Here is a 22,905-nt window from a genome sequence, read left to right on the forward strand (position 1 = left end):
CTCCAGGAAGCGGGCAGACAGGACGCCGAAGGGGCTGCGCCATGGTAGCCGCCAGCCCCTTCGTTCGAGAACGCTCCTGTCACACCCGCCCTCCCGGGAGGGGCGACCCGGTTCAGTCCTTGCAGGTCTTCCCGTTCGCGGGGGCCTCCCCGCCGAGCAGGTAGTCGTTGATCGCGTTGTCGACGCACGCGTTCTGCCGCTGGTACGCGGTGTGCCCGTCGCCCTCGTAGGTGAGCAGCCGCCCGCTCTCCAACTGCCCGGCCAGCGACTTCGCCCAGGCGTACGGGGTGGCCGGGTCCCGGGTGGTGCCGACGACCACGATCGGGTCGGCCCCGGCGGCCCGGACGGTGTGCGGGGCGCCGGTGGCCTTGTCCGGCCAGTACGCGCAGCCGAGCGCCATCCAGGCCATGTCGCGGCCGAAGTGCGGGGCCGCCTTCTCGAACGCGGGGACGGCGGCGGCGACGGCGGCCGGGTCGGTGAACGGGGCTGGCAGGTCGAGGCAGTTGACCGCCATGTTGGCGAACATCAGGTTGTCGTAACCGCCGTCGCTGCCGCGTCCGTAGTAGCTGTCGGCGAGCTTGAGCAGCCCGCTGCCGTCGCCCGCCCGGGCGGTGGTCAGCGCCTCGCGCAGGTAGGGCCACAGCGACTCGGCGTACATCGCCTCGGCGACGGCGGTGAGCGCCTGGGCCTCGGTCAGCGGGCGGTTCTGCTCGGTCGGCAGCGACTTCGCGTCGAGCCCCGCGAACAGCGCGGTGAGCTTCTCCCCGGCCTCCGTCGCGCTGTGCCCGACGGGGCAGTCGTCCCGCTTGGCGCAGTCCTCGGCGAACGCCGTCCAGGCCGTCTCGAAGCCGCCGGCCTGGGTGAGGTTCCCGGTGACGGCGTCCAGCGAGGGGTCCATCGCACCGTCCAGGACGACCTTGCCGACCTTGCTCGGGAACAGGCCCGCGTACGTCGCGCCGAGGAAGGTGCCGTACGACTTGCCGACGTAGTTGAGCTTCCGGTCGCCGACCAGCTCCCGCAGCACGTCCATGTCGCGGGCCGCCTCCACGGTGGAGACGTGGCCCAGCAGTTCGCCCGCCTCGGACCGGCAGCCGGCCGCGAACTCCTTGTCGGCGGCCACCACCGCGTCGATCTCGCCCCGGTCGTCGGGGGTGAGGTCGGTGCCGGTGTACGTGTCCATCCGCGGGCCGCTCAGGCAGGTGATCGGCGCCGAGCGCCCGACCCCGCGCGGGTCGAAGCCCACCAGGTCGTAGCCGGAGCGCACGCCCGCGTCGTAGCGCGCCGCGACCCGCTCCGCGTAGTCGATCGCCGAACCGCCCGGGCCGCCCGGGTTGAGCAGCAGCGAGCCGATCCGGCGCGAGGCGTCGCCGGCCGGCTTGCGGACCGCGGACAGCTCCACGTCGTGCCCGTCCCCGGGGTGCGCGTAGTCCAGCGGCACCTTGAAGGTCGTGCACTCGAACCCGGAGTCGCACGCCTTCCAGCTCAACTTCTGCGCGTAGTACGGGGCCAGGCCGGCCGGCAGCCCGACCGGCAGCGGCTCCAGCGGGGTCGCCCCGGACGGGGCGGGGGCGCCCGGCACGCTGTCCGTCGACCGGCCCGGGCTGCCGGACGGCGTGCCGGACGAGGTCGGGTGCCCGGAGGTGCAGCCCGCCAGCAGCAGCGAAACGGCGGCGGCCAGCACGACGGCGGGCGCCGCCCGACGGCTCCGGACGACTCTCATGAGGCGGGTCCTCTCCCCTGGGGAACGGCGCGGCGGCCGGGAGCCCGAGCCTAGCGGGCGCGGCCGACGCCCCCGGCAACCCGCCCGGCCACCACCCCGGCCGGCCGATCATCACACCGCCGATCGCACCACACCCCGGCACCGAACGGCCCGCGCACCACACGGCCGCGCCGAACGACCCGCCCCGCCCCGCCCCGGCCCACCCCGGCCGGGTCCGCCGCTACCCGGCCAGCTGCTCCGCCAGGTACTGCACCGCGACCCGCACCAGCCGCAGCCGCTCCCGCTCCGGCGTGTAGTCCTGCACCACCTCCGAAGTGCGCACCTGTGCAAGCGACTTGGCGTCCCGCAGGGCGGCCTGCACCGCCCGCCCGGACGCCAGCGCGGCCGCGTCCCGCTTCGCCGCGGCCAGCAGCAGCCGCGGCGCCACCGCCCCGGGAGCCTCCGCCGCCGCCCCGGCCAGCGCCTTGGCGTCGTACCGGCCGGAGACCGCCGCGGCCGCCCCGTACAGGTCGGGCCGGGCCAGCCCGGCCGCGGCCGCGCAGGGGGCGCCGGCGTCCACGCCGAGCACGCTCCAACCGCCGGGGCCGGCCGGCAGGGTGCGGAAGGCCGCGCCGATCGCCGAGCGCAGCGCCGCGTCGTCCGCGACCGCCTGCGGGGCGGCCGCCACCAGGTCGCAGGGGTGGCCGGTACCGCCGGGCGCCTCGGGGGCGACCACCACGAACGGGCGGGCCTTGCCCTGCTGCACCGCCGACGCCACCCCGTCGAACACGTCCGGCAGGTCGGCGTCGGCGGTGCGCCCGGGCGTCCCGGAGTGCAGCACGATCACCGGGAACCGGTCCGCCGCGTTCTTCCCGTACTCGGCCGGCAGCCACACCCGCACCGTCCGCACCCGCCCGTCCGGCCCCGGCACCGCGCCCTGCATCAGCTCGCCGCCCGCCGCCCGGCCCACGTCGGCGAACGCCACCGCCGGGGGCGCCGCGGACGCCGCAGAAGGCGAGGACGAGGGCGACGGTGAGGGCGAGGCCGGCGCGGCCCCCACCGCCCGGTCCGCGCTGCCCGCCTCCGCCGCGACCGTCCGCACCTCCCCGCGACCGCCCCGCTCCCCCAGCAGCACCGCCACCCCCAGCGCGCTCACGCACGTCAGGCACAGCGCCGCCGCCCCCGCCCGCACCAGCACCGGCCGCGCCTCCGCCGCCAGCTCGTACGTCTGCGCGGACCGCAGGTCCCGCCAGCGCACCATCGCCGAACGGGCCAGCCAACTGCCCGCTACCGCGGCCACCAGCAACGACAGGACGAGGAGCGAACGGGGCATGGGACGCACCACCTCGGGGAAGGACCGGCCGCCGGACGCGGGCGCGTGGTCAGTGCACAGGGTGCAAGACCAGGTGCCCACTCGCCCGGGGGCGGTACGGGCGTCTCCGCACGTTCACTCGAACGAGCGACGGCCGGACGGCCCCGGGGCGCGGGCCGGTCAGCCCGCCCGCAGCGCCACCGTCATCGCCTCCACCGCCAGCAGCGGGTCCACGTTCCGGTCCAGCGCCCGGCGACAGGCCAGCACCGCCTCGATCCGGCGCAGCGTGTTCTCCGCCGTGCCCTGGCCCGCGACCCGCTGCAGCGCCGGCCGCTGGTCGTCGTTGGCCAGCGCCCCGTCCGAGCCGAACTGCAGGGCCAGCACGTCCCGGTAGAAGCCCAGCAGGTCGCCCAGTGCCACGTTCAGCGTCTCGCGCCGGGTGCGGGTGGCCCGGCTCTTCTGCCGCTTCTCCAGGTCCTTCACCGCACCGGCCATGCCGCGCGGCGCCCGGCTGCCCTCCGCCGCGCCGTACGCGGCCCGCAGGTCCTCGGTCTCCCGGGCGTCCTGGGTCTCGGCCAGCGCCTCGGCGTCCGCCTTCGCGGTGTCCACCAGCCGCTGGGCGGCCGCCAGGCAGCCGCCCAGGTCGGCCACCTCCAGCGGGATCCGCAGCACCTCGGCCCGCCGCGACCGGGCCTGCTCGTCCACCGCGAGCCGCCGCGAGCGGTCGATGTCGCCCTGCCCGGCCAGCGCCGCCAGCCGGGCCGCCTCCGGCTCCACGCCGTCCCGCCGCACCAGCATGTCGGCGACCGCCTCCGCGGCGGGCGTGCGCAGCACCAGCAGCCGGCAGCGCGAGCGGATGGTCGGCAGCACGTCCTGCACGGACGGCGCGCACAGCAGCCACACCGTCCGCGGCGAGGGCTCCTCGACGCCCTTGAGCAGCGCGTTCGCCGCCGCCTCGGTCAGCCGGTGCGCGGCGTCCACCAGGATCACCGACCAGCGGCCGCCGGTCGGGTAGCTCGCCGCCCGCAGCACCAGGTCGCGCATGTCGCCGACGCCGATCGACAGGCCGTCCGTGCGCACCTGCTTCACGTCCGCGTGGCTACCGGCCAGCACGGTGTGGCACCCGTCGCAGAACCCGCAGCCCGGCACCCCGCCCAGCTCCAAGTCCGGGCTGGTGCACTGCAGCGACGCGGCGAACGCCCGCGCCGCCGTCACCTGCCCGGCGCCCGGCGGGCCGGTGAACAGCCAGGCGTGCGTCATCAGCGAGGCGTTCCCCGCCGGGGCCTCCCCGCGCCCCGCCAGCACGCTCGCCCGGGCCGCCCGGGCCGCCGCCTGCAACTGCTCGACCACCCGGTCCTGGCCGACCAGGTCGTCCCACACACTCACGCCGCGCTCCTCCTCGCCGATCCCGCCGCCCCGCCGAGCCTAACCCCGCCCGACGACAGCGCCCCGCGCCCCGGCGTGCGACCAGGGGCGGGGAACCACGCGGCGGGCCCCACACACCGGCGAGGTCGCGACGGGGACGGTGACCCACCCTCCCCGTCGCGACCTCGCGACAGCTGCTCCCCGCCCTCCCGGACGGACCCGCTCTAGTCCTTGCGGCGGCGCCAGCCACCCTTCTTCGGCTGCGCGTCCGGCCCGTCCTCGGGCTCGTCCGACTCCCAGCGGGCCCACTCCTCGCGGGTGCCGAGCAGGCTGTCCGTCAGGCTGGGCAGGTCGTCGAGCGGCGTCTCCTCCGCCCACTCCGGCCGGGGCCGCAGCTCGCGGGTCTGCGCGGAGTCGTTCTCGTCCCGGAACAGCCCCCCGGGCACCCGCGCGGCCGGGCCGTCCGCCTTGGGCAGCACCGCCGTCTCCGCGACGTCCTCGACCACCGGCAGCACCGCGGTCTCCTCGACCACCGGCAGCACCGCGGTCTCGTCGACCGCCGGCTTCCCCTGCCCGGGCCGGGGCAGCTCGCGGGTGGTCTCCGCCTCCGCCCCGTCCTCGACCTTCGGCAGCACCGCGGTCTCATCGGCCGGAGCCGGAGCCGAAACCGGAGTCGGAGCAGGAGCCGGGGCCTGCGCCGCAGCCGACGCGGCCGCCTCCGCCTCCGCGGCCCGCCGCGCGGCCTCCGCCCGCTGCAGCGCCTCCTCGGCGCGCCGCCGCTGCTCCTCCCGCTGCAGCTCGCGCTGCCGGGCGAACTCGGCCCGGGCGGCCTCCTCCGCGGCAGCCTTGCGCGCGGCCTCCGCCGCCGCCTCGGCCCGGGCGGCCTCCTCGGCCCGCCGCTCGGCGTCCTCCTCGGCGCGCCGGGCGGCCGCCGCCTCGGCGGCGAGCCGGGCCTCCTCCGCGGCCTTGCGGGCGGCCTCGGCCTCGGCGCGGGCGGCCTCCTCGGCGGCGAGCCGGTCCTTCTCGGCCTGTTCGGCGCGCAGCTGCTCCAGCAGTTCGAGGCGCTTGCGCTCGGCCTCCTCGGCGGCCTTGCGGGCGGCTTCGGCCTCGGCGGCGCGCCGGGCGGCCTCCTCGCGGGCCTTGCGCTCCTGCTCGGCCTTGGCGGCCCTCTCCTGGCCGGAGAGCGGCAGCTCGCGGTCGAGCCGGTGCCGGATCGCGGTGGTGACGACGGCGGGCGCCTGGGCGCCGTCGACGACCAGGTAGCGGGCCGGGTCGGCGGCGGCCAGCGCCAGGAACCCGGAGCGGACCCGCTGGTGGAACTCGGTGGGCTCGGACTCCAGCCGGTCGAGCGCCTCGGTGAAGCGGTCCCGGGCGGCGGTCGGGTCGACGTCCAGGACGACGGTCAGGTCGGGGACCAGCCCGCCGGTGGCCCAGCGTGAGATCCGGGCGACCTCGGTGGCGGCCAGGTCGCGGCCGGCGCCCTGGTAGGCGATGGAGGAGTCCATGTAGCGGTCGGTGATGACGACCGCGCCGCGCTCCAGCGCCGGGCGGATCACGTTCTCGACGTGCTCGGCCCGGTCGGCGGCGTAGATCAGCGCCTCGGCCCGGTGCGACAGGCCGGTGTTGCCGACGTCCAGGACGAGGGCGCGCAGCCGCTGCCCGATCGGGGAGCCGCCGGGCTCGCGGGTGAGGACGACCTCGTGGCCCTTGGCCCGGATCCACTCGGCCAGCGCCTGCGCCTGGGTGGACTTGCCGGCGCCGTCGCCGCCCTCCAGGGCGATGAAGTAGCCCTTGCCGGCGGCCCGGTGCGGGGCGACCTCGGCCTGGCCGCGGACGGCCCGGACCAGCTCGCGGCCGAACGGGACGGCGCCGCGCTGGTCGTCGGTCTTGAGCAGCACCACGGCGGCCAGCGCCAGGGTCAGCAGCCCGGCGGTGGAGACGGCGAGCGCGGCGCCGTCGTGGATGAAGGTGAAGTGGCCGCGGCCGACCTCGCCGAGGGTGACCTGCCCGTACGCGGCGGCCAGCAGCGGCATGCCGACCAGCGCGGCGCCGACCACGGTCCGCAACACGGCGTACAGGTGCTCGGTGACCTTGTCGAGCCGGACCTCCTCGATCTCCTGGGCGAGCAGGCCGCGCCCGGTGGCGATGACCACGCCCGCGGCCAGCCCGGCCAGCACGGTGAACAGCAGCACCAGCACGAAGTCGAGGACCAGCCCGGCCAGGATCAGCGCCACCCCGGAGGTGACCAGGCCGAGCGCGAGCAGCCGGCGGCGGGACAGGCCGGGCAGGGTGGCCCGGCTGAGCCGGACGCCGACCGCGGGGGCGCCCGCGGCGGCCAGCACCAGCAGGCCGTAGCCGATCGGCCCGGCCAGGTGCTCGCCCGCGGTGAGCAGGCCGAGCGCGGCGACGCCGGCCATCGAGGCGTACGCGGCGGCGATCGAGAAGGTGAAGTACGGGGCGGAGCCGGTGCGGCCCTTCTTCAGGGACGAGCCGGCAGAGGGGCGACGCGAAGCGTCTCCGGCGAGCGTGGTGGTGGGCGACGGGTGGGCGTCGGTCGGGGCCCGCAGGCCCTGCAGCGGGGAGCGCGGTTCGGCGGTGGCCCCGGCCGGCAGTTCCTGGAGGTACAGCAGCGCGGCGTTGGTGGCGAACAGCGCGGCGGCGCCGAGCGCGGCGACGGTGAGCTGGTGGGTGCGCAGCCACTCCAGGCCGAGCGCGGCGAGCACGTTGTTGACCAGGGTGAAGCCGATCAGCCCGGCGGCGGCCAGCGGCAGCGCGGCCCAGCCGGTGCGCCCGTCCAGGGTGCGGACGGCGTCCAGCGCGGCGGCGGGCGGCGGGCCGGCCTGTTCGGGGACGGCCAGCAGTCCGGGGACGGCGGCGGCCTTGCCGATGGTCCAGACCCGTTCGGCGGCGCCGGCCAGGAAGGCGGTGCCGAGCAGCGTCCAGGTCGCCGAGCCGGGCGTCCAGACCGCCCACCAGGGGGCGAGTCCGATCAGCAGGGCGCGGACCAGGTCGGCGCCGAGCAGGCTCCACCGCCGGTCGAGCTTGCCGCCGACCAGGGCGTGCACGGGGCCGAGCAGGGCCGCGCCGACCAGCCCGGTGGCGAGCAGCCGGGCCGCGAACACCGCGGCGACGGCCAGCGCCAGCGCCCGGTAGCCGTGCCCGAACTGGCCGCCGAGCACGGCGGCCACCACGGTGAGCGGCACCAGCACCAGGACGGCCAGCCGGTCGGCGGCACCGCCGAGCAGCTGGGTGGTCCACAGTTTCCGGTAGGGCCGCAGCCTCAGCAGCGCACGGGCCCGTTCGCCGGGCGACCCGGCGGGGGCGACCTCCGGGAGGCCTGGGGCGGCGGTGCGTGCGGTGGGGGGCAGCTCCTCGCTCGTCATACGGTCAGCGTAGCGAGTGCGGGCGCCCGTCCTTAACGGGCCCGCCCGAATTCGAACAGGCCCGTTACGGAGTGACCGTCAGCTCTCCTCGGAACCGCCGCCGGCGGAGCCGCCCTCCTGGGCCGCGGCGGCCTTGGCGGCGGTCTTCTTCGCCGCCGCCCCGGTCGCCGTCTTCTTCACCGCGGTGGTCTTCTTCGCAACGGTCTTCTTGGCCGTGGTGGTCTTCTTGGCCGCCGTCTTGGTGGCCGCGGCCTTCTTCGCCGGGGCCTTCTTGGCGGTCTTCTTCACCGGCCCGCGGGCCCGCTTCTCGGCGAGCAGCTCGTACGCCCGCTCGGGGGTGATGGTCTCGACCTCGTCGTCCTTGCGGAGCGTCGCGTTGGTCTCCCCGTCGGTCACGTACGGGCCGAACCGGCCGTCCTTGACCACCACCGGCTTCTCGCTGACCGGGTCGTTGCCGAGCTCCTTGAGCGGCGGCGCGGCGGCGGCCCGCCCGCGCGCCTTGGGCTGGGCGTAGATGGCCAGCGCCTCGTCCAGGGTGATGGACAGCAGCTGGTCCTCGCTGGTGAGCGAGCGCGAGTCGGTGCCGCGCTTGAGGTACGGGCCGTAGCGGCCGTTCTGCGCGGTGATCTCGTTGCCCTCGGCGTCGGTGCCGACGACCCGCGGCAGCGAGAGCAGCTTCAGCGCGTCCTCGAGCGTGACGGTGTCCAGGTCCATCGTCTTGAACAGCGAGGCGGTGCGCGGCTTGACGGCGTTCTTGCCGGTCTTCGGGGTGCCCTCGGGCAGCACCTCGGTGACGTACGGGCCGTACCGGCCGGCCTTGGCGACCAGCGGGTTGCCGCTGACCGGATCGGTGCCGAGCTCGCGCTCGCCGCTGGGCTTGGCGAACAGCTCCTCGGCCAGCTCGACGGTCAGCTCGTCCGGCGGCAGGTCCTCGGGGACGTCGGCGCGCTGGCCGGTCTCGCCCTCGACGGCGGCGGGGCGCTCCACGTACGGGCCGAACCGGCCGACCCGGAGCACGATGCCGTCGCCGATCGGGAAGGAGCTGATCTCCCGGGCGTCGATCGCGCCGAGGTCGGTGACGAGCTCCTTGAGGCCGCCGAGGTGGTCGCCGTCGCCGTTGCCCGCGTCGGCGGCGACGCCGACCGCCGCGTCCGCCCCGCCCGCGCCGAAGTAGAAGCGCTTGAGCCACGGCACGGACTCGGCCTGGCCGGCCGCGATCCGGTCGAGGTCGTCCTCCATCTTGGCGGTGAAGTCGTAGTCGACCAGCCGGCCGAAGTGCTTCTCCAGCAGGTTGACCACCGCGAAGGACAGGAAGGACGGCACCAGGGCCGTGCCCTTCTTGAACACGTACTTGCGGTTGATGATCGTGTCGATGATCGAGGCGTAGGTGGAGGGGCGGCCGATCTCCCGGTCCTCCAGCTCCTTGACCAGCGAGGCCTCGGTGTAGCGGGCCGGCGGCTTGGTGGCGTGGCCCTCGGGGGTGAGCTTGTCGGCGGCCAGCGGGTCGCCCTCGGCGACCTGCGGCAGGCGGCGCTCGCGGTCGTCCAGCTCGGCGTTCGGGTCGTCGGCGCCCTCGACGTAGGCCTTCAGGAAGCCGTGGAAGGTGATGATCTTGCCGGAGGCGGAGAACTCGGCGTCCCGCCCGTCGGCGGACCGGCCGCCGACCTTCACGGTCACCGACTGGCCGACCGCGTCCTTCATCTGGGAGGCGACGGTGCGCATCCAGATCAGCTCGTACAGCCGGAAGTCGTCGCCGCCCAGACCCGTCTCGGCGGGCGTGCGGAAGCGGTCCCCGGACGGGCGGATCGCCTCGTGCGCCTCCTGCGCGTTCTTCACCTTGGAGGCGTAGGTGCGCGGCGCGGACGGCAGGTAGTCGGCCCCGTACAGCTGGGTGACCTGGGTGCGGGCCGCGGTGATCGCGGTCTCCGACAGCGTGGTCGAGTCGGTGCGCATGTAGGTGATGAAGCCGTTCTCGTACAGCTTCTGCGCCACCTGCATGGTCCGCTTCGCGCCGAAGCCCAGCTTGCGGCTGGCCTCCTGCTGCAGCGTGGTGGTGCGGAACGGCGCGTACGGGGAGCGGCGGTACGGCTTCGACTCGACGCTGCGGACGCTGAACGCGGTCTGCTGCAGGGCGGCGGCCAGCGTGCGGGCGGCCTGCTCGTCGAGGTGCAGGGTGGTCGCGGCGCTCTTCAGCCGGCCGTCGGAGCCGAAGTCGCGGCCGGTGGCGACCCGCTTGCCGTCGACCGAGACCAGCCGGGCCCCGAAGGTCTCCGGGTTCGCGGCGTCGGCGGCGGTGCGCCCGGTGCCGAAGGTGCCGACCAGGTCCCAGTACGAGGCCGAGGTGAAGGCGATCCGCTCGCGCTCGCGCTCGACCACCAGGCGGGTGGCCACCGACTGGACGCGGCCCGCCGAGAGCTTCGGCATGACCTTCTTCCACAGCACGGGGGAGACCTCGTAGCCGTAGAGGCGGTCCAGGATGCGGCGGGTCTCCTGGGCGTCGACCAGGCGCTTGTTCAGGTGCCGCGGGTTGCGCACGGCCTCCTGGATGGCGTCCTTGGTGATCTCGTGGAAGACCATCCGGTGCACCGGCACCTTGGGCTTGAGCACTTCCTGCAGGTGCCACGCGATGGCCTCGCCCTCGCGGTCCTCATCGGTGGCGAGGAAGAGCTCGTCGGACTCCTTCAGCAGCGACTTCAACTTGCTGACCTGGGACTTCTTGTCCGGGTTCACCACGTAGATCGGGGCGAAGTCGTGGTCCACGTCGACGCCGAGGCGGCGCACCTCGCCGGTGTACTCGTCCGGGACCTCGGCGGCCGTGCCGGGCAGGTCGCGGATGTGACCGACACTGGCCTCGACGATGTAGCCGGGCCCGAGGTAGCCCTTGATCGTCTTGGCCTTGGCCGGCGACTCGACGATGACGAGTCGCTTGCCGTGCGCGGTCTCGCTGCTCGGGGACACCTTCGCTCTTCTCTCCCGGTCGTTCACCAAAGCTCCTGGGCTGCCGCAGCAGCTCCCGGGCTGCCGCAGCGCGACTGCCCCACCAGCGGAGTGTGACCGTACCCTGGCCACCCTTGTCAAACGGACGGATCCTGCTTTTTCACCGGCAAGGCCGACCGACGCCACTCGAACGGTAACCCGATGACCGGGCCCGGGGCATGTCTTTCCCCGGCAACCACGCCCGTCACCGGGTGTCGCGGGGCCGTTCGCCGAAAGGCCGGAACCCGCCGCCGCGGCCGATCGGCACCCTTTGCGCCGGGATCCGGAGGAACGCGTTCCGTGACCGGCGGCGCGTTCCGCCGCCCCGGCCGGGGTGCCTCAGCGCAGCGCCACGGCCAGCAGCGTCAGCCCGCCGGCCAGCGCGGACGTGGCGAGCACCACCCAGAACAGGTCGGTCGGCAGCGAGGGCAGGTCCTCGTGCGCGGCCAGCACCACCCGGTCCGGCCGGCGCGGGTCGTAGGCGACCTGGACGGTCGCGCCGGGGGCCAGCCGGACCGGTCGGCGCAGCGGCGTGCTGCCCCGCGGCCGGGCCAGCACCAGGTGGTACGGCTCGCCCGGGTCGGCGGCCGGGTGCAGTTCGTGGACGATCCCGGCGCCGGCGGTGGCGGCCGCCTGGGCCTCGGGCAGCTCCACCGGGTAGGACAGCAGCGGGCTGCCGTCCAGCGCGCCGGCCCGGTCCGGATCGGCCACCACCTGCGCGGTGGCGGGCACGCCGCGCCGCCGCAGGTGGTGGCGAAGGCGCAGTTCCACGGCGCACCACAGCAGCAGCGCGCTCCCGAAGACCGTCAGGACCGCCCCGCCCACCAGCGTCGTCGGCGCCTCCACCCCGGTCCTCCCCCGCGTTTCCACAGCCTGTGGACAGCACCATGGCACCCGGTGGACAACCGGCGGCGGACGCCTGGAGTACGCCCGGCCACGCACGGGGAACGGGCGGGTGAACGCGCCCCGCCCGGAGTCGGCGGCCCGACCCGGCCCCCGGGTCCAGCGGGCCCGGAGCGCCCGGGCCACCGCACCCGGTTGGTGACCAACGTCACCGCCGCGCCGGGCCCGATCGCGCGGGGGGGGGAGTCAGCGCACCGGCTCGACGAAGCCCTGCTCGGTGAGCAGTCGCAGCGACTCCGGCACCCGCTCGCGCAGCCGCTCCGCGTCCTCGCCGAGCAGTTGGGCGATCGCGTCGACGATCTCCCCGGCGGCGAGGGTCCCGTCGCAGACGCCGACGAAGCCCGCGCCGACCGTGTCGACCTTGGTCGCCCGGCGCATGCCCCGGTTGTGCCGGAGGACCACGTGCTCCGGGTCCTCCGAGCCGGGATCGCCGATCTGCTCCTGGACCACCTCGTCGGCCAGCAGGTAGCGGGCGGCCAGCAGCCCGGCGTCGTCGTGGGCGCGCAGGAAGTCCTGCCGGGCGAACCACTCCTCGATGTGCGGGCCGAGCGGCTGCTCGACGGGGTGCGGCCACTCCTCGATCCGCACCACGGGCTCGGCCGCGCCGGAGGCCCGCAGGGTGATCCAGCCGAAGCCGATGCCCTCGACGCGGGCCGCCTCGAAGCCGTCCAGCCACTCCTCGTACCGGGCGGCGTACTCCTCGCCGCGGTGGTCGCCGCCGTCGCGCAGCCACAGCTCGGCGTACTGGGCGACGTCCTGCACCTCGCGCTGCACCACCCAGGCGTCCAGGCCGGTGCCGGCCACCCAGCCGGTCAGCCGCTCGCGCCAGTCCTCGCCCCTGACGTGCTGCCAGTTCGCCAGCAACTGGCAGTAGCCGCCGGGCGCCAGGTGGGCGGCCGCGCCGCGGACCACGCTGCGGCACAGCTCGTCGCCGGCCATCCCGCCGTCCCGGTAGGTGAACCGGCCGGCCGGGGAGATCACGAACGGCGGGTTGGAGACGATCAGGTCGAAGCGCCGGTCGCCGACCGGCTCGTACAGGCTGCCCTCGGCGGTCTCCACCTGGTCGAACCCGGAGATCGCGGCGGTCAGCCGGGTGAAGTGCAGGGCGCGCGGGTTGAGGTCGGTGGCGGTGACCCGCTGGGCGTGCCGGGCCGCGTGCAGGGCCTGCACGCCGGAGCCCGAGCCCAGGTCCAGCACCTCGCGCACCGGCCGGCGCACCGTCAGGTTGGCCAGCGTGGTGGACGCCCCGCCGACCCCGAGCACCAGGTCGCGCCGCTCGACCCCGGCGGCCGTCCGGCCCGAGCCGATCCCGCCCGCGCCGCCGACGGCGCAGCCCAGGTCGGACACCACCCAGGCGTCGGCGCTGGGCAGCCCGGCCACCTCGTCGGCGTACGGCCGCACGTCCACGGTGGCGCGCAGCCCGTCGCCGTCGGCCGTCAGCCAGCCGTCGGCCAGCAGCCCGTCCAGCAGGCCGCCGGTCGGCAGTGCGGCGGCGGCCGCGGCCCGGGACACGGGGCGCTGCAGCAGGAACAGCCGCACCAGGGTCTCCAGCGGTGAGCCGCCGCGGGTCGCCCGCAGCGCCGGGACGGCCTCGCTGCGGGCCAGCGCCGCGTACGCGGTCGGGCCGAGCAGGTCCAGCAGTCCGTCGGCGGTGAAGGAGGCGCTCAGCAGCGCCTCGCGGAACTCCGCCATCCGGCCGGAATCAAGAACGGGGCTGTTCGTCACCCCGCCATTCTCCCCCGTCCGGCACCCCGGCCGCCCCGCCGCCCGGTCGGGTGGCGAGGCGGTCGGGTGGCGGCAGCCCGGTCGCGTGGCGAGGCGGTCGGGTGGCGGCAGCCCGGTCGGGTGGCGGCAGCCCGGTCGGGTGGCGGCAGCCCGGTCGGGTGGCGGCAGCCCAGTCGGGTGGCGGGACGGTCGGGTGGCGGCAGCCCGGAAACAGCCGGGGCGGCTCCGTCCCGACCGGCTCCGGCCCGGCCCTGCCCGGCCTGGCCCGACGTGGTGGGCGTCGGCCGCGACCCGGCTCGGTGGGCTCAGCCCGCGCTGGACGAACGCGAAGGCGAAGGTGAAGGCGAGCCGGAGTGCGCGGCCTCCCCGGAAGGGCTGCCGGAGGCCGTCGGGGAGGCGCCGTCGGAGGGTGCTCCGCTCCCGGTAGCGCCGGTCGCGCCGGACGACGGCGCGGCGGAGGCGGCCCCCGCACCAGCGCCCGCGCCGGTGCCGCCGGCCTTGCAGCCGGGCTGCTTCTTCATCGCGTCGCCCAGGTCACCGCTCTGCAGGGCGGCCAGCGCGGAGGTGGACACCTGGGAGAGCTGCTGCACCTGGTCGCCGACGCTGCGCAGGCCGTCCGCGAACTTGGCCTGGTCCGAGCCGGCCAACGCGTCGAGCTTCTTCTGCGCGTCCAGGTAGCCCTGCGCGACCTGCTTCAGCTCGTTGACGGCGTCCTGCTGGACCTTCGCCCCGTCGTCGATCTTCGGCGCGCCGGCCTTCTGCACCGCGTCGGCCAGTTGCTGGTTGGTGGTGGCGAGCGAGGCGAAGTCGGCGGAGAGCCGCTTCTGCAGGTCGGCGGGGGACTCGCCCTCCTTGACGTCCGCAGTGTCCGCGAGGGCGGTCCTGGACTGCGCGATCGGATCCTTCGCGGCGTCGCAGACGCTCTTCGCCCAACCGTCGAGTTTCTCCGCCGAATCGTCGGCGGAGCAGCCGACCGCGGCGAGCGCGAGCAGCGCGCCGAGCGCGGAGACGGTCACCAGTCGCTTCTTCACCGGGGCCCTTTCGGTCACTGACGCCCGGCTCCGGGCATCGCCAGCGAACCTACACGCCTGCCCGTCCCGTCCCGCCGAGAAGGCCGCGGTCTGCGGAATCCGCGCAGCTCAAAGGCAGGACGGACGACGGAGACGGTCCGCGGCAGGACGGCGGGACGGCAGGGCGGGCACGACGGAACCACGGGATAGCCAGGAACCCCGGCCGGGGAGGGCCGGGGGTCGAACGGCTCAGACCGTGATGGAGACGGGGGAGAGCGGCCAGCTCATCCGGATCACGCCGCCGTCGGAGCCGTTGCCGACCTCGACGTCCTCGACCAGGCCGGTGATCACCGCGAGGCCGAGCGCGTCCTCGTCCTCCGAGTCCCCGCCCGTCGCGTCGGCACCGGCGGCGTGCGTCGGCCCGGCCTCGTCGGCGACCTCGATGAGGAACCGCTTCTCCTGCTCGGTCAGCGCCACCCGGACCGCGCCGTCCACGCCGTTGCGCTGGTGCAGCGCGACCGCGCGGGAGCACGCCTCGCCGACGGCGAGGCGAAGTTCGTCGAGCACCGACTCGTCCACCCCGGCCCGTCTGGCCACCGCGGCGGCTACCAGCCGGGCGGTGCGCACGTGCTCGGGAAGCGCGCTGAATCGAAGTTCGACGGTTGCCATGTCTCCCCTCCGGGGTTGCTCCCCACCGCCGGGCACACCGGCCCGCACGGCGGGGGCGGGGACACCGACCACGCCGGCCGGGCAGGGCGGAAGGCCCGGCCGACCGGCGGCGGTCGATCGAAGTGATTCGGTTGGAACGGCTGATCGACGGGGGTCGTCAGTCGGTCGCGGCGACGGCCTCGTCCACCGAGTTGTGGATCGGGAACACCTTGGTCAGACCGGTGATCCGGAAGATCTTGAGGATGCGCTCCTGGTTGCACACCAGGCGCAGCGAGCCCTCGTGCGCACGCACTCGCTTCAGGCCACCGACCAGCACGCCGAGACCGGTGGAGTCGAGGAAGTCGACGCCCTCCATGTCCACGACCAAGTGGTAGTTGCCGTCGTTGACGAGCTCGACAAGCTGCTCGCGCAACTTGGGGGCGGTGTACACATCGATCTCGCCGCCAACCTCGACGACCGTACGATCGCCGACAGTACGGGTCGACAGGGACAGGTCCACGGAACCTCCAGCACCTTGCCTTGCTACGTCATTGCGATCTTCAACCCGGCGGCTGCCACCGCAGGGTCGCAGGGCCAGGGCGCGGCAAACCGGCAGGTCGGAGCCTCGGTGTTGCGGCCCTCGGCCATGCGGCCGTCACGGGCTTCATTCAACCACCTGCGGCCACGGGCGCACGATGGTTAACAGCGATTCTCCGTCACGCCGGTGACACACTGGGTCTTCATGCCGCCCCGTCACCACCAGCCCGAGGCCCTGCTCGCAAGCCTTTCCACCGAGCGCGGCAGGTCGGACCGCCTCACCCATACGGAGCACCTGCCCGCCCGTGCGGCCCGGTATGCACCCTGGCCGGAAGGAATCCGCCAGGAGGTGGTCGCCGCGGCCTCCGGGCTCGGCGTGGTGCTGCCGTGGGCCCACCAGGCGGAGGCGATGGACCTGGCCGCCGCCGGGCGGACCACGGTGATCGCCACCGGCACCGCCTCGGGCAAGTCGCTGGGCTACCTGGCCCCGTTGCTGAGCGAACTGCTGAGCGGCGCCGAGGCCCGCAACGGCCGCGGCGCGACCGCGCTCTACCTGGCCCCGACCAAGGCACTGGCCGCCGACCAGCGCCGGCGCGCCGCCGAACTCGTCCCCGACCGCGTCCGGGTCGCGCTGTACGACGGCGACACCCCGCCGCAGGAGCGCGAGTGGGTCCGCCAGTACGCGTCCTACGTGCTGACCAACCCGGACATGCTGCACCGCGGCATACTCCCGGCCCACCCGCGCTGGTCCTCCTTCCTGAAGGCGCTGCGGTACGTCGTGGTCGACGAGTGCCACACCTACCGCGGCGTGTTCGGCTCGCACGTCGCCCAGGTGCTGCGCCGGCTGCGGCGGCTGTGCGCCCGCTACGGCTCCGAGCCGACCTTCCTGCTGGCCTCCGCCACCACCGCCGAACCCGCCGTCACCGCCGAACGGCTCACCGGCCTGCCCGCCACCGCCGTGACCGAGGACTGCTCGCCGCGCGGCCCGCTGGTGTTCGCGCTCTGGGAGCCGCCGCTGACCGAGAACACCGGCGAGCACGGCGCGCCCGTACGTCGCAGCGCCACCGCCGAGGCCGGGTACCTGCTCACCGACCTGGTGCACGGCGGCACCCGGACGGTGGCCTTCGTCCGCTCCCGGCGGGCCGCCGAACTGGTCGCGCTGCAGGCCCAGGAGCAGCTCGGCCAACCGCTCGCCGCCCGGGTCGCCGCTTACCGCGGCGGCTACCTGGCCGAGGAACGCCGCGCCCTGGAGCGCGACCTGCACACCGGCCGACTGCTCGGCCTGGCCTCCACCTCCGCCCTCGAACTCGGCGTGGACGTCTCCGGCCTGGACGCCGTCCTGCTGGCCGGCTACCCCGGCACCCGGGCCTCGCTGTGGCAGCAGGCCGGGCGCGCCGGACGGGAGGGCCAGGGCGCGCTGGCGGTGCTGATCGCCCGGGACGACCCGCTGGACACCTACCTCGTCCACCACCCCGAGGCGCTGTTCGACACCCCGGTGGAGGCCACCGTCCTCGACCCGGACAACCCGCACGTGCTCGCCCCGCACCTGTGTGCCGCCGCGGCCGAACTCCCGCTCACCGACGCCGACCTGGAGCTGTTCGGCCCGTCCACCGCGCCGCTGCTGCCGGTGCTGGAACGGCGCGGCCTGCTGCGGCGGCGCTCGGACGGCTCCTGGTACTGGACCCGCCGCGAACGCGCCGCCGACGGCGTCGACCTGCGCGGCAGCGGCGGCAGCCCCGTGCAGATCGTCGAGGCCGACACCGGGCGGCTGCTCGGCACCGTGGACGCCGAGGCCGCGCACACCACCGTGCACACCGGCGCCGTCCACCTGCACCGGGGGCGCACCTACCTGGTCCGCGAGTTCGACCTGGAGTCCTCGGTCGCCCTGGTCTCCCCCGCGAACCCGCCGTACACCACCTCCGCCCGGGACGTCACCTCCATCGCGGTCCTGTCCACCGACACCACCGAGGAGTGGGGCGAGGCCCGGCTCAGCTTCGGCTCGGTGGAGGTCACCAACCAGGTCGTCGGGTACCTCCGCAAGCGGATCTCCACCGGCGAGATCCTCGGGGAGAGCAAGCTCGACCTCCCGCCGCGCACGCTGCGCACCCGGGCCGTCTGGTGGTCCGTCACCGAGGACCAACTCCTCGACGCGCTCGTCCCGTTCGACCAGCTCCCGGGTGCGGCCCACGCCGCCGAGCACGCCTCCATCGGCCTCCTCCCGCTGTTCGCCACCTGCGACCGCTGGGACATCGGCGGCGTCTCCGTCCCGCTGCACCCCGACACCGGGCTGCCCACCGTCTTCGTGTACGACGGCCACTCCGGCGGCGCGGGCTTCGCCGAACGCGGCTTCCGGCGCGCCGTCGAGTGGCTGACCGCCACCCGGGACGCCATCGCCGCCTGCGAGTGCGAACGCGGCTGCCCGTCCTGCGTCCAGTCCCCGAAGTGCGGCAACGGCAACGAACCGCTCGACAAGGCCGCCGCGATCCGCCTCCTCACCACCCTCCTCGCCGGAGCCCCCGCTCCTGCCCCCGCTCCCGCTCCCGACCCCGGGGAGGGCCCGAGCGGGACGGACTGAACCGGCGCCCTCCCCACTGCTCCCGCTCGTGGACACGGCCTCGTCGCCATCACCATCGCCATCACCACCGCCGTCGCCCCAGGCCCAGAGCGGGCCCGCGCGGGCCCGGGCCAGAGCCGGGGCCAGGGCCAGTGGGGCGCCCCGGATCGGGGCCCGGACCACCACCTCCACCGCGTCCTGCCCCGGCAGCACCTGGCAGGAGACCAGTTCGACCCCCGCCTGGGCCCGCGTCAGCTCCGCGGCCCGCCCGCAGCCGCCGTCCTCGTCGAGCAACAAGCGGCCGGCGGCGGCCAGGGCCGCGAGGTCGGCCGCCGACTCGGCGCGGTGGCGGGCGGCCACCGCCGAACCCAGCGTCAGGCAGGCCGAGAACACCACCACCCCGAGCGACCCCAGGGCCACCAGCCACACCGTCGCCGAACCGCGGTCGTCCACCGCACCGGGCGACACTCCAGCGCTCCGCGTCCTCTGCACCCACCGCATCCGCACGGCACCACCTCCGCTCCTCCCGCTGGTCCTCGTCCGTTTCATCCGTCGCCGGTCAACACGTCCTCCCGGGCGCCCACCGCCGTGGCCGTGAGCCGGACCGACAGCAGGGCGGCCAGGCGCCCCGGGCCGGGGCAGGGGGCCTCGACGGTGGCCCGGGCGGTGGTGGCGTCCAGGTCGATGGCGACCTTCGCGCCGCGCGGAGCCGCGTCGGTGGCCCGGGCCAGCGCGTCGGCATCGCCCCGGGCGGCGGCCCTGGCCCCGACCCGCGCCGCGTCCACACAGCGGATCTGGGCACCCGCCGCCACCACGCCCCAGGTCAGCATCGCCGCCAGCAGCACCAGGGCGGGCAGCCCGACCGCGGTCTCCGCCGTGACCATTCCGCTGTCCGCCGGTCTCCGGTCAGACCGCATGGAGGGCCCGTTCGAGGATCTCCGCCAACGCCCCCGAGACCGTGCTGCTGGTCACCACCTTGTAGAGCACGGCAGCGAAGGCGCAGGCGGCGACGGTACCGATCGCGTACTCGGCCGTGCTCATCCCGGCGTCCGGCGGACCGGCCGCCAGCGTCCGGCAGCGGTGCCGGAACCAGCCGCCGAGCCTGCGTCCGGCCCGCGGCACCGCGAACAACACCACGGGCAGCAACGCGACCAGCAGGGTGGTCAGTCGAGCGGCCCGTACGGACTTCGTCATGGTTGGGTCCCTTCGTCGAAGACGGAAACGAACTCGGAGGAATCGGGGAGAGCCGGAGGAAGTCGGCCACGCCCCGGGCGGGTGGCCGGCCGACACCGCCTCACACCCGCTGGGAGAAGGCGGTGGTCAGCCCCGTGACCACCGGCACCACTCCGATCAGCACGAACGCGGGCAGGAAGCAGAGCCCGAGCGGTGCGGTGGCCAGCACGCCCGCCCGCCGGACCCGCGCGTGCGCGGCCCTGGCGGCGGCGGCCCGTTGGGACTGGGCCAGTCCGGCCAGCGCGGCGGCCGGCGGGGCGCCGCTGAGACTGGTGCGGGCCAGGCAGCGGGCGAGCGGGGCCAACGGCCGGCATTCGTCCGCCAGTTGCCCCCAGCAGCGCTCCGGCCCCGCACCGAGGGCGAGCCGGGTGGCGACTTGGGAGAGGCGGTCCCGCATCGGCGACGGCACGCTGTCCGCGACGGCGGCCGCCGCCTCGGCCGGGGAGCCGTTCGACCCGAGGCAGGCCGCCAACAACTCGGCGGTCAGCGGGAGCTGGCGGACCAGCCACTCGTGCTCCGCCGCCCCTCGGCGCTCGTCCGGGGACCGCACCCGGGGCAGCAGCCGCCAGGCCGCCCCGCCGGCCAGCAGACCGGCCGCCGGCCCCGCCCAGCCACCGACCAGCGCCCAGGCCGCCAGCCCCAGCAGCACCGCCAGTGGCCGGTCCCCCGTCGACCGCCCGAGCCACCGCCGCACGGTCGCCGCCGGTCCACGACGTCCGTCCGGCCCATGACGCCCGCCTCGTGCCGTGCCAGCCGACAACCCGGGGACGCACCGTCCGGCCCGCTGACGCACCATCCGCCACCACGCCGCCGCCAACGCCTCCCCGGCCAGCCCGACAAGCGCCGCCGGCACCAGGACCAGCACCGCCTTCACCACGACCCACCTCCCTCGACCGTCGACACCGACCCACCCGAACCACGCCCCGCCCGAACCACGCCCCGCACGAACCACGCCCCACACGGGGCGGCCGCCCCACCGCCGACCACGGCGGGGCACCGACCGGGGACCCACCGCAGGACGGGCCGAACCCCTGGATCGCCGCGCACCCGCGGCAGTCCGCGCCGCCCGGCCCCGGCCTCCGAGCGCGCTCACCCCCACCGGCCCGCCCGGCCCTCCACCGGCTGCGGCAGGACGTCGGCCCGGAGCTCACCGCGTGTCCGGGAGATGCCGCAGCCGCCGGCAGCGGGCCGGGGTGGGGCGTCTTCGGCGGCTCGGACGATCCGGGCCGTCCAGACGATGCCGGCCGTCTCCAGCACCGCCCCGGCCAGTAGGCCGAGCAGGCCGACCGGTGTGTGGAGCAGGACGTGGACGGGGTGCGCCCCGAGTGCCGTGCCCAGGCCCAGGCCGACGGCGGGGAGGGCGGCGAGTACCGCCACGGTGGTGCGCGGGCCCGCGAGTTCGCCGGAGATCTCCTCGGTGAGCGCCCGCTCGGCCCGTAGCGCGTCCGCGACCTGTTCCAGTCCGGTCGCCAGGCCGGTGCCGCTCTCGGTGCTGACCCGCCAGCAGGCCGCCATGGCCGCCGCGCCCTCCCCGCCCGGCAGTTCGGCCACCAGGCGGAGCGCCGCCGGCAGGTCCGCCCCGTAGCGGCCCGCCGCCAGCCGGGCGGCGGGTTCGGCACCGAGGCGGCGGCTCCAGTCGGGGGCGGCACGGGTGAGGACGGCGTGCATGGCCTGCTCGGGGGTGGCACCGCTGCGCAGTTCGGTGACCAGGCCGGTGCACAGGTCGATCACCGCCGCGGCCCGCCGCCGTGCCGCCCGGGCCTCGCTCCGCCCCGCTCGCCAGCGCCGGAGCGGGACCACCCCGCAGGCCGCCCCGACCAGCGGAAGCATCGAGGAGGTGCCGTGCCCCGCCGCCGCACCGAGCGGGAGCAGGAGCAGTTCGGGCACCAGCCAGCGCGGCCGCCGGCACCGCCACAGCGCCCGCACCCGGCCGAACCGGCCGTCCGCCCCGCTCCGGCCCCACCGGCCGTGCAGCACCCGTCGCGCCCGGCCGCCGCCGCGCGCCCGGCGGCGCGCCTCCAGCAGCCAGGCCGTCCCGAACAGTCCGCCGCCCAGCCCGGCGGCCACCCCGAGCAAGGTCGCCGAGCAGGCCGCGCCGTACGACCGGACGACCGGGAACGACCCGACCGCCACCACCAGCACCGTCATCACAGCCTCCTGACCGCGGAGCGCAGCAGGTGCCACGCCACCGCCCCGACCACGCACAGTCCGAGCACCCAGGCCAGCTCCAGCCAGCTCACCGTCATGTCGCCTCCCCGGCGGTCCGCGCGGCGGTCGTCCCCTCGGCCGGCCCGGTCTCCTCGACCGCGCCCGTCTCGTCCACCCCTGCGGCGTCCGGTCGCCCGGTGTCCACCCCCGCGGCGTCCGGTCGCGGGGGCAGGTCGACGCCGCGTTCGGCGCACAGCTCCCGCAGCCTGGCCCAGCCGGGGCCGGGGCGGGCCCGGCCGTCGCGGTCGAAGTGGACGGCGGCGGTGGTCGCGGTCAGGCCGTCCGGTCCGCCGGTCAGCAGGTGGATGCCGGTGACCCGGCGGCGGCCGTCGGCGCGGTCGCGGCCGAGGTGGACGACCGCGTCGAGGCCGGCCCGGAGCTGGCTGTGCAGGGAGTGCCGGTCGAGGCCGGCGAGCGAGCCGAGGGCCTCCAGCCGGGCGGGCACGTCGGCCGCGGTATTGGCGTGGACAGTCCCGCAGCCGCCCTCGTGGCCGGTGTTCAGGGCCGACAGCAGGTCGACCACCTCGGCGCCGCGGACCTCTCCGACCACCAGCCGGTCGGGCCGCATCCGCAGCGCCTGCCGGACCAGGTCGCGCAGGGTCAGTTCGCCCAGCGACTCCTGGTTGGGCGGGCGGGACTGCAGTCGGACCACGTGCGGGTGGTCCGGGCGCAGTTCGGCGGAGTCCTCGGCGAGCACGATGCGTTCGTCGCCGGGGACGAGGCCGAGCAGGGCGGCCAGCAGGGTGGTCTTGCCGGTGCCGGTGCCGCCGGAGATCAGCAGCGAGAGCCTGGCCCGCAGGACGGCGGCGAGCAGGTCGGCCCCGGACGGGGGCAGCGCCCCGGCGGCGACCAGTTCGGGGAGGGTGAAGGGCCGGTTGCGGCTGGTGCGCAGCGAGATGTGGGTGCAGTCGGCGGCGATCGGTGGCAGGACGGCGTGCAGCCGGGTGCCGTCGGGCAGCCTGGCGTCCACCCAGGGGCGGGCGTCGTCGAGGCGGCGGCCGGCGGCGGTGGCCAGCCGGTGGGCGAGCCGGCGGACGGCGTCGGCGTTCGGGAAGCGCACCTGGGGGGCGCGTTCCAACCCGTGGCCGCGGTCGACCCAGACCCGGTCGGGTCCGTTGACCAGGACGTCGGTGACGCCGTCCTCGGCCAGCAGCGGGTCGAGCGGGCCGGCGCCGACGATCTCGGCGCGCAGGCTGCGCACGGCCGTCAGCACGTCGGCCCCGCCGAGCGGGGGCCCGGCGGCGCGCAGGGCGGCGGCGACCGACCCGGCGGTGGGCTGTGCACCGGCTTCGGCGAGCCTGATCCGGACGGCGTCCACCAGGTCGGCGGCGCCGTCCGGGACCGCCCCGGCG

Annotated in this window: 16 protein-coding genes and 1 pseudogene; 1 reads left to right on the top strand and 16 read right to left on the bottom strand. The window is 76.0% G+C overall.

What is annotated here, in order from left to right:
• Positions 1-112: 112 nt before the first annotated feature.
• From OO48_RS20725 to bldG, 10 genes are all read right to left on the bottom strand, one after another.
• Positions 113-1,720 (bottom strand): alpha/beta hydrolase, encoded by a 1,608-nt coding sequence (locus tag OO48_RS20725; protein WP_033218462.1) that lies wholly within the window; start codon positions 1,718-1,720, stop codon positions 113-115.
• 220 nt (positions 1,721-1,940) lie between these two features.
• Positions 1,941-3,032 (bottom strand): alpha/beta hydrolase, encoded by a 1,092-nt coding sequence (locus OO48_RS20730; protein ID WP_033218464.1) that lies wholly within the window; start codon positions 3,030-3,032, stop codon positions 1,941-1,943.
• Positions 3,033-3,191: 159 nt separating this feature from the next.
• Positions 3,192-4,397 carry a DNA polymerase III subunit delta' gene (locus OO48_RS20735; RefSeq protein WP_033218466.1) on the bottom strand — a complete coding sequence of 402 codons (1,206 nt, stop codon included), beginning with the start codon at positions 4,395-4,397 and terminating at the stop codon, positions 3,192-3,194.
• 203 nt (positions 4,398-4,600) lie between these two features.
• On the bottom strand, positions 4,601-7,759 hold the full coding sequence (gene tmk / locus OO48_RS20740; RefSeq protein WP_033218468.1) for a dTMP kinase: 3,159 nt from the start codon (positions 7,757-7,759) through the stop codon (positions 4,601-4,603).
• Between the two features lie 78 nt (positions 7,760-7,837).
• Positions 7,838-10,717: a type I DNA topoisomerase gene (topA, locus tag OO48_RS20745; RefSeq protein ID WP_033218470.1), complete on the bottom strand. Its 2,880-nt coding sequence runs from the start codon at positions 10,715-10,717 to the stop codon at positions 7,838-7,840.
• Positions 10,718-11,074: 357 nt separating this feature from the next.
• Entirely contained in the window at positions 11,075-11,581 is a 507-nt protein-coding gene (locus OO48_RS20750) for a DUF3592 domain-containing protein (RefSeq protein WP_033218472.1), read from the bottom strand.
• A 243-nt stretch (positions 11,582-11,824) separates the two neighbouring features.
• Positions 11,825-13,330: a DUF7059 domain-containing protein gene (locus OO48_RS20755; RefSeq protein ID WP_051732372.1), complete on the bottom strand. Its 1,506-nt coding sequence runs from the start codon at positions 13,328-13,330 to the stop codon at positions 11,825-11,827.
• Between the two features lie 338 nt (positions 13,331-13,668).
• Entirely contained in the window at positions 13,669-14,394 is a 726-nt protein-coding gene (locus OO48_RS20760) for a hypothetical protein (RefSeq protein WP_051732373.1), read from the bottom strand.
• A gap of 228 nt (positions 14,395-14,622) precedes the next feature.
• Complete coding sequence (locus OO48_RS20765; protein WP_033218476.1) at positions 14,623-15,042, bottom strand: ATP-binding protein; 420 nt, start codon at positions 15,040-15,042, stop codon at positions 14,623-14,625.
• A gap of 157 nt (positions 15,043-15,199) precedes the next feature.
• On the bottom strand, positions 15,200-15,541 hold the full coding sequence (gene bldG / locus OO48_RS20770) for an anti-sigma factor antagonist BldG (RefSeq protein ID WP_014136695.1): 342 nt from the start codon (positions 15,539-15,541) through the stop codon (positions 15,200-15,202).
• A gap of 222 nt (positions 15,542-15,763) precedes the next feature.
• Between bldG and OO48_RS20775 the strand changes: the two genes are divergently transcribed.
• Positions 15,764-18,133 (top strand): DEAD/DEAH box helicase, encoded by a 2,370-nt coding sequence (locus OO48_RS20775; protein ID WP_081952260.1) that lies wholly within the window; start codon positions 15,764-15,766, stop codon positions 18,131-18,133.
• A gap of 150 nt (positions 18,134-18,283) precedes the next feature.
• On the opposite strand, the pseudogene OO48_RS41210 reads toward OO48_RS20775, so the two are convergent.
• From OO48_RS41210 to OO48_RS20800, 6 genes and pseudogenes are all read right to left on the bottom strand, one after another.
• Positions 18,284-18,661, bottom strand: a pseudogene (locus OO48_RS41210) (Rv3654c family TadE-like protein); the annotation flags it as partial.
• Positions 18,658-18,996 (bottom strand): TadE family type IV pilus minor pilin, encoded by a 339-nt coding sequence (locus OO48_RS20780; protein ID WP_245194730.1) that lies wholly within the window; start codon positions 18,994-18,996, stop codon positions 18,658-18,660. The pseudogene OO48_RS41210 and the gene OO48_RS20780, both read right to left, overlap by 4 nt.
• Positions 18,997-19,018: 22 nt before the next feature.
• Complete coding sequence (locus tag OO48_RS41055; RefSeq protein ID WP_081952261.1) at positions 19,019-19,306, bottom strand: DUF4244 domain-containing protein; 288 nt, start codon at positions 19,304-19,306, stop codon at positions 19,019-19,021.
• Positions 19,307-19,406: 100 nt separating this feature from the next.
• The gene (locus OO48_RS20790) at positions 19,407-20,039 is read right to left on the bottom strand and encodes a type II secretion system F family protein (RefSeq protein WP_245194731.1); all 633 of its coding nucleotides are present in this window, start codon (positions 20,037-20,039) and stop codon (positions 19,407-19,409) included.
• Between the two features lie 395 nt (positions 20,040-20,434).
• Complete coding sequence (locus OO48_RS35755) at positions 20,435-21,493, bottom strand: type II secretion system F family protein (RefSeq protein WP_063830712.1); 1,059 nt, start codon at positions 21,491-21,493, stop codon at positions 20,435-20,437.
• 94 nt (positions 21,494-21,587) lie between these two features.
• Positions 21,588-22,874 carry a TadA family conjugal transfer-associated ATPase gene (locus OO48_RS20800; protein WP_051732379.1) on the bottom strand — a complete coding sequence of 429 codons (1,287 nt, stop codon included), beginning with the start codon at positions 22,872-22,874 and terminating at the stop codon, positions 21,588-21,590.
• Positions 22,875-22,905: the final 31 nt, after the last annotated feature.

Source organism: Kitasatospora phosalacinea (assembly GCF_000716545.1).
GTDB classification, from domain to species: Bacteria; Actinomycetota; Actinomycetes; order Streptomycetales; family Streptomycetaceae; genus Kitasatospora; species Kitasatospora phosalacinea.

Bases quoted from the DNA above. Each gene is read 5' to 3' on its own strand.
- OO48_RS20725 (WP_033218462.1), bottom strand. From the start codon at position 1,720: ATGAGAGTCGTCCGGAGCCGTCGGGCGGCGCCCGCCGTCGTGCTGGCC.
- OO48_RS20765 (WP_033218476.1), bottom strand. From the start codon at position 15,042: ATGGCAACCGTCGAACTTCGATTCAGCGCGCTTCCCGAGCACGTGCGC.
- OO48_RS20730 (WP_033218464.1), bottom strand. From the start codon at position 3,032: ATGCCCCGTTCGCTCCTCGTCCTGTCGTTGCTGGTGGCCGCGGTAGCG.
- OO48_RS20775 (WP_081952260.1), top strand. From the start codon at position 15,764: ATGCCGCCCCGTCACCACCAGCCCGAGGCCCTGCTCGCAAGCCTTTCC.
- tmk (WP_033218468.1), bottom strand. From the start codon at position 7,759: ATGACGAGCGAGGAGCTGCCCCCCACCGCACGCACCGCCGCCCCAGGC.
- OO48_RS35755 (WP_063830712.1), bottom strand. From the start codon at position 21,493: ATGACGGTGCTGGTGGTGGCGGTCGGGTCGTTCCCGGTCGTCCGGTCG.
- OO48_RS41055 (WP_081952261.1), bottom strand. From the start codon at position 19,306: ATGACGAAGTCCGTACGGGCCGCTCGACTGACCACCCTGCTGGTCGCG.
- OO48_RS20755 (WP_051732372.1), bottom strand. From the start codon at position 13,330: ATGGCGGAGTTCCGCGAGGCGCTGCTGAGCGCCTCCTTCACCGCCGAC.
- OO48_RS20780 (WP_245194730.1), bottom strand. From the start codon at position 18,996: ATGGTCACGGCGGAGACCGCGGTCGGGCTGCCCGCCCTGGTGCTGCTG.